This is a genomic window from Stieleria sp. (assembly GCF_041595215.1).
In the GTDB taxonomy this organism is placed as follows: Bacteria; Planctomycetota; Planctomycetia; order Pirellulales; family Pirellulaceae; genus Stieleria; species Stieleria magnilauensis.
This window is the reverse complement of record NZ_JBFHKV010000411.1, coordinates 1-6690: the sequence shown is the minus strand read 5'-3', so window position 1 is coordinate 6690 and position 6690 is coordinate 1. Positions and strand designations below refer to the sequence as shown.

The following is a 6690-nucleotide window of genomic DNA, read 5'->3' as shown; positions in this document are numbered from 1 at the left end:
GTCACGCGAACGCGGAGAACTGATGATCCGATACGCCTGCTGGGCGAAACGATCCAATCCTCTGACGGCGTCGTCCAGGTTTTCGAATCCGTCAAACGCGGTGTCGATGTCCGCCCGCAATTGATGTCGTGATCGGAAATCATCGACCGTTAGGCTGCCATCGAGCGTGATGCCGCGGACACGAAACGGCTGACCATAACGCGGTTTTTCGCCGGTCGACATCGGTCCGTATTGCGTGCCCAAGTATCCCGGGCCCTCGACAGGACGATCGATCGAAACGAACGACGGCAGGTCCGCCGCGGCAGGAAATTCGCGGCTGACCACCGACCCATACATCGGATAGCTGACAACGGGAGTCGGCAAATTGCCGGTCATCAGGTACCGTGTGCCCAGCCCGTGATCGGCCAAACTGTGCGTGATGCCCCGGATGATGGCCAGTTTGTCGGTGCGCTGCGCCAGTCGCGGCAGGTGCTCGCAGATCTGAATGCCGGGCACGCGGGTACTGATCGGTTTGAATTGACCACGGTATTCGACCGGCGCGTCGGGTTTCATGTCGAACGTATCCTGGTGCGACGGACCGCCGCCCAAGAACACCAGGATGGCGGACCGTCCCGAGTCGGCGTGGCCTGCGGCCGCATTGGATCGCAGAAACTGGCTCAGCGAAAGACTGCCGCCGAGCGCGCCGACTTGCAACAATTGCCTTCGGTTCAGAGTCATCGATGTGCCTTTTGCGTTGTTGGTGAGATTGGAATCGTGATCGTTCAGGCCGCTTGGTGGGCGTGAATCAGTTTGCTATTTCGTCAAGATGAACTCTTTCGTGTTGATCAGTGACCACAGCAAGTCGCGCATCGCCTTGGTCGTTGAGTCGCCGGCTGCAAGATGCTGCTCGGCTCGAGCGACTTCTTTTTCTGTGGGCGGCCGGCTGACCGTTCTCAACCATGCGGTTTCGATCAGTCGTGTTGGATCCAAGGCAACACCGGCATCTTCGCGAGCTTGGATTTCCTGCAACCAGCCGCTCGATTCGAGCTGCTGATCCACCAGCGGGTCGTTCTGCAGATAGACCGCTTGCAGCAAGGTCGGCTCGTTGACACGCTCGCAGTCGCAATTGACCGCACGATCCGGCTTGCCGAACACCTGCATCGCGTGCGTTCCGGCTAGTCGCATCGACAGGTGCCCGATGGCACGTCGCGTCAAATCGGTGCGAACTTCGGTCAGTTTGTCACTCGCCACAAGCGCCTGTTTGATACTGTCATAGACCACTTCGGCGGGCAGGCGGCGCGGAATCGCGCGGCTGAAATTGCGACGGTCATCGCGATTGGTCTCGTTCGGTTTCCAACTGCGTTGATACGTGTCGCTGGTGGCAATTTCATGATGCAACCATTTGAGGTCGTAGTCTTGTCGGACGAACTCGCGCGTCAGCCAATCCAATAACTCTGGATGGCTGGGCGGGTTGGCCGGGTTCAAATCATCGGGCGGATCGATGATGCCGACGTGAAAGTAGCTCGCCCAAACGCGGTTGACGATCGCTTGGGCAAACCACGGATTCGCCGGGTCGGTCATCCAATTCATGATCGGCTCACGCGGATCATCGTTCCCCTGCAAGGTGACCGAACCGCTGCGCAACAGGGACAATGACTCGGGCTCGGGGCGCGCGTCGATGTACAGTTCACGCCAGGGAACGATGCGTCCCTTTTGGGCTTGGCGGAGGATGTCGCTGCGAATCGCGGTGCCCTCGTCGCCTCGCACCGTCAAGCCGACCTGCTTGGCCAGTTCGCGGTACTGCGGCAGCGACGTCGGCTCGACACCGAATTGGACGTTTTCGAAGAAGCGACTGAATTCGTTGAAGTCACCTTGTGTCCATGGCGCGAAGGGGTGCTTGTGGCACTGGGCACACTGCAAACGAAGGCCCAAGAAGTTTTGCGCAAACGCTTGCGCCGCATCTTCGGGCTTTTCCATGCTGCGACGTGTCCAGTAGTGCGGCATCGTTTCACGTTCGGCAAAGTCGGCCGGTGAATCATCACGGAAATACGCCGAGACTTGACGCGCGTAGTCCTGATACGGCTGACCGGACTCACGGCCCTTGGCCAAAACGATCCGGCGCACCAATTCGTCGTAGGGTACGTTCTCACGCAATCGCTGGTACACCCACATGTACCATTGCACCGACGTTTCCTGGCCCAGTTCGGCCTGTTGATTCGGGTTGCAGCCGGTGAAATCGCACAGCTTGTTCGCCCACCAAGCCGCATAGGATGGCCGTTCCAACAGCTCATCGAGTTTGCGTTCTCGTTTGTCGGTCGAGCGGTCGGCCAGAAACGACTCGACCTCCTGGGGCGTCGGCAACGTGCCGCAAACGTCGATGCTGACGCGGCGCAAGAATTCCGCATCGCTGCAAACGTCCGACGGGACGATGCCCAACTTGTCCAGTTTGGCGAGGACGAATCGATCCACACTGGGCGACTGCGTTTCGGCATCGTTGACGCGTCTTGCCCGGTCCGGGGCATCGTTCAACGGACGCAGCACCGGCACCGCCGCCACCCCGTTGTCATAGAACACGACCACGTGCGAATCGCCGGGGCCGGTCGAGGTTAATCGACCATCGGAATCGACCGTGACGACAGAGTCATCGTTGGTGCGAAACCGACACAGCGGCGTCACGTCCTCGCGCAGGCCCTGTTCCCAGACGGCGACAACTCGCAGCGGTACCGGACTCAATGGCACCGATGCGGCGCCAGAATCAAAGACGACTTCCGCCGGCTGGACTTCCAGATGCGACAGCACACGCGGTTGCGTGATCGGTTTGGCACCGTCTTCGATCCAGCGTCGTAACAGGTGATGCTCCCACGATCCCTCGGCGAATCGATCACCGCCCTCGTGGTCGACCTGCAGCAACGGTTTTTGCAAGACCAGGCTTTCGTCGGGCCGCCGTCGATCGACGCGTCGGTCGGATTGGCCGTCGCCTCCGGTGGAGGCCTGGTCGGTCAGCGAGCGGTAGTCCATCTGGAAGTCATAACCGAACAGGGACAACTGCAGCCCGCCACGTCCTTGGAAGGAACCGTGACAGGATCGTCCGTTGCACCCCAGCCGGCCCAGCAACGGGACGACGTGTTGCTGGAAGTCCGGCGTTTCGTCCGTCTCGGCCGCCGCAAATCGTTCGCTGACCGACGGGACGGTTTCCGCCCGCAGCGCCGGCGGATGCGACAGCAGCACACAAGTCACGACGCCGATCATGCCGGCCAAGACCGTTCGAATCATCGACTCACCGTTGATCTCAGGGGGAGGTTTCTTATCACACGTCAGCCGTCGATCTTCTTGACCGATTCGGCGACAGCCAAGTTGTCGCTCAGCCGTTGCTGATGGACGACGCCGGAGCGGATTACGTCACCCACGCGGAGGTCTTGATAGAGTTCTTTGCGTTTCCAGAACCCGTCCAGCATCACCCGTCGTCCGACGATCGAATCGGCATCCGTTGCATCACTGCCGGGCAGCAACTCGTCGACACGGGTGACTTCCACGATCAGTCCCATCATCTCTTGGTCCTTTTTAACGACCTTTGCAGTGACCACGGCTTTGATGCCACGAACCGCCTCGGGCAACTCGGGGTAGTCACCGGGCGAAACCGGAGCCACCTTGCGAAGCACTTCCACGACTCGCATGAACGGACCGCCCTCGTGCAGCGCCCCGAATTCGATGGTCTCTCCAACGCGGGACACCACCAAGACATCGAGCAGTTTGCCGGACACCCCGCCGGCTTGGACGTTTTGACCGACGATCGCCTTGGGGTTGTCAACCCGGTTCTTGTTCCAGATCCGTGGCACGGCATCGACGGTGATGGTGAAGGTGCCGCGCTCGACGTCCTTTTGGACCAGACGTCCGACCAGCATCCCACAGAAACCGTTTTGCCCTGACGCCAAGCCGTCCGCCGCGGCGGGCTCTCGCTCCATCCGCTTCATGGGTTCCATGGCGACTTTTTCCGAACCGGCATCCGCCTTGCGGACAAATTCGGCGACCGTCAGGTGCTCGCTCTGGCGGCCGATGTGCTGCATTCCCACTTCGATGCGGTCACCCGGTTTCAAGCTGTGATAGACCTCCTTGCGATTCCAGAAACCGGCTAGCATCATCGTCCGGCCTTCAATGCTGCGGGGTTCCTTGGCCGTGTTCTTGTTCCAGACCTGTTTGACGCTGCTGACCTTGATGATCATTTCGAACGCTTCGGGATCTTTCTTCACGATGTCCGCGATCACCGAGCCCTGGAAACCGCGAAAGGATTCGGGCAACTTCGGATAGTCTTCCGGTCGATAGGGGGCGACCTTGCGGAGCATTTCGCCGGGGAACTTCAGCCCGTCACCGTCGTGCTTGCACTCAAACTCGATCGTTTCACCGATTCGAGTGACGACCAAGACGTCCAGAAACTTGCCGAACACGCCACCGACGGCGACCGACTTGCCGACGATGCTTTGAGGGTTTTCTGCTTGGCTGTTGCGCCACACACGTGAGACCGCATCGACGTGCACGACGAAGGTACCGCGTTCGATGTCCTTGGCAGCCAGCCGACCGACGACCATGCCATTGAACTTGCGAATGCCTGGCGGCAAGGCGTCCGGCGTGGCTTTCAGTTCCGTCGTCGGCGGTGGTGATGCGGGGCGGGTCGCCGGTTCGTCGCCGGCAGCCGGGATGACCAAGGCGGTCGCCATGGCCAATGCTGCAACTTGCTTCTTCATAGGTTCGTTTCCTTCGTGGGGCATCGTGGGGGGAGGGGAAGGTTCAGTCGCGAGAGCGATCGCGCGGGGCACGATCACCGTCGCCAAAATCGATCCGGAAAGCATGACCGCGAGCGTCGCCAATCGGCTCCAACGCGGCATACGACGCAAGTCGTTGTCGGTGTCCAGTAGCGTCTCGATGCGTTGGCCGAGCGTGGAGCGAAACGCCGCCATTGCGGCCGCAAGGTGCACCGGCCCGACCGGCCCCGACGCCCGGCTCATCTGGTCTCCCAGTCGGATCAGGCAATGCGCCAACCCGGTTCGGTGACCGAGCACCAGCGCGGCCTGCGCATCGGCGAGGAAGTCCATCTCTTTACGAAGCTCTCGCCCGGCCCACCAATTCAGCGGCTGGAAGAAGAACACGCGGCTGATGATCTGGACGATCAGGTTCCACAAAGCGTCGCACTGAGCCACGTGCGCCAGTTCGTGAGCCAATAACGCGTCACGCTCCGACGCTGAGAGTTCACGACCGGTGCTCGGAGAGGCATCCCGACCGCCGACGGCTACCGAGTCGGGACAGATGTTTTGGGGGATCAAGATGAACGGTCGCAGGATCCCCGCGGCGACCGGTCCGGGAAGATCGGCCGTCCGCAATAGATCGACGCGGCAGCGAATCCCTAGGTTGCGTCGCAATCGGTTCAACGACCGACACAGATCGCCGGTCGAAATCGTCGAGGCCCGCTCGCGAAGTTGCAACAGCCGCGTCATTTGAACGACAAGCCCCAACGCACCAACGACGATTCCGAGCAACCACGTTGCCACGACCAATCCCCAGCCGGAGCGGGCGGTCGGTGGCTTCAAGGGCGAGACGTTTGGTGAACCGCCGCCAGCAACCCGGGCCGACGTGAACGGCGTCGAAGCGAATCGCCCGTCGGCACCGCCGGCCGATGTTTCGTCGGCGGTTTGCGGGCGATTGTCATCTTTCGACACGAGCGGCGCCGGCACCGTTCGCTCTTGGGACGCCGTCGGATTGTCGCGACTGGTTTCTCCCGCCGCTTCGCTGACCGCGACACGCACTGGAAACTGGAGCCCGAAATGGGGAACGTCCATCACCGTGACTGCGAGTGTGGTGACGACCGGAACACAGAGCACCATCTTCCATGCCAGCACCCTCAATTCGCTATTGCGTCGGCGTCCGAGAAAATAAGTTGCTGCGGCGACGAAGCTGAACGCCAGCGTGGAGTGCAACAGATAGGTCAACAGAAAAACGCCGACGTTTCCTGTCAGGCTTGCGAGATCGCTCATGATCGACCTTCCTGCTTCTTAAGTTTCGCTTCATGCTGCTGCACGAGCGTCTTGATCCGCTGTAATTCTTTAGAGTCCACCTGATCGCTGTCGAGCAAGTGGTTGACCAGTTCCGATGGTTTACCGCCAAAGAGTCGCTCGACGAATTCGCCGACCATCGTTTGCCCCGCACGCTCTTGCGAAACCGCCGCGCGGTAGTAGTAGGTACGGTCCTCGTCACGATGCGTCACCAAACCTTTCTTTTCCATCCGCGCCAGGACGGTGGCGACGGTCGAATACGCCAGCGGCGACTCGACATCCAACGCACCCTGCAATTCGGCGATCGTCATCTCGCCGCGTTCCCACAGCAATTTGATGACCGCCAACTGTCGCCCACCAAGTTTCATCGCCTTCATCGTTGCAGACTCCGAATCCTCGAAAACACGCGCCGACGCCCGTGTCGGTAAAAACGGACCTCCGGCTCTCATCTACAGGTTGTAATACTACAGGGTGTAGAACAGGTGTCAAGCAGATCGTGCGCAGAACCGTTGAAATGGTTTTGCTCGGCTACCGAAGGCAAACGCCCATTGCCGCAGAAGAGGAGTTAGCGGTATTGGGCGCGAGCCGTCCGGTTTGGGCTGAAAACCACCTTGAAGTATCGGAGGGTTCGCGCCCTGCCGCTCGCAGCACGGCCGGGCGTCCACGCGAT

4 protein-coding genes are annotated in these 6690 nt (G+C 60.6%); all 4 read right to left on the bottom strand.

The window, feature by feature from the left end:
- Positions 1-717 (bottom strand): DUF1501 domain-containing protein (locus ABX749_RS16565; protein ID WP_372896947.1); only part of this gene is annotated, 717 nt, incomplete at its 3' end.
- Positions 718-792: 75 nt separating this feature from the next.
- Positions 793-3252 (bottom strand): DUF1549 and DUF1553 domain-containing protein, encoded by a 2460-nt coding sequence (locus ABX749_RS16560; protein ID WP_372896946.1) that lies wholly within the window; start codon positions 3250-3252, stop codon positions 793-795.
- 41 nt (positions 3253-3293) lie between these two features.
- On the bottom strand, positions 3294-6002 hold the full coding sequence (locus ABX749_RS16555) for a M56 family metallopeptidase (protein WP_372896945.1): 2709 nt from the start codon (positions 6000-6002) through the stop codon (positions 3294-3296).
- On the bottom strand, positions 5999-6388 hold the full coding sequence (locus ABX749_RS16550; RefSeq protein ID WP_372896944.1) for a BlaI/MecI/CopY family transcriptional regulator: 390 nt from the start codon (positions 6386-6388) through the stop codon (positions 5999-6001). The genes ABX749_RS16555 and ABX749_RS16550 overlap by 4 nt, the downstream gene beginning before the upstream one ends.
- Between the last annotated feature and the right edge of the window lie 302 nt (positions 6389-6690).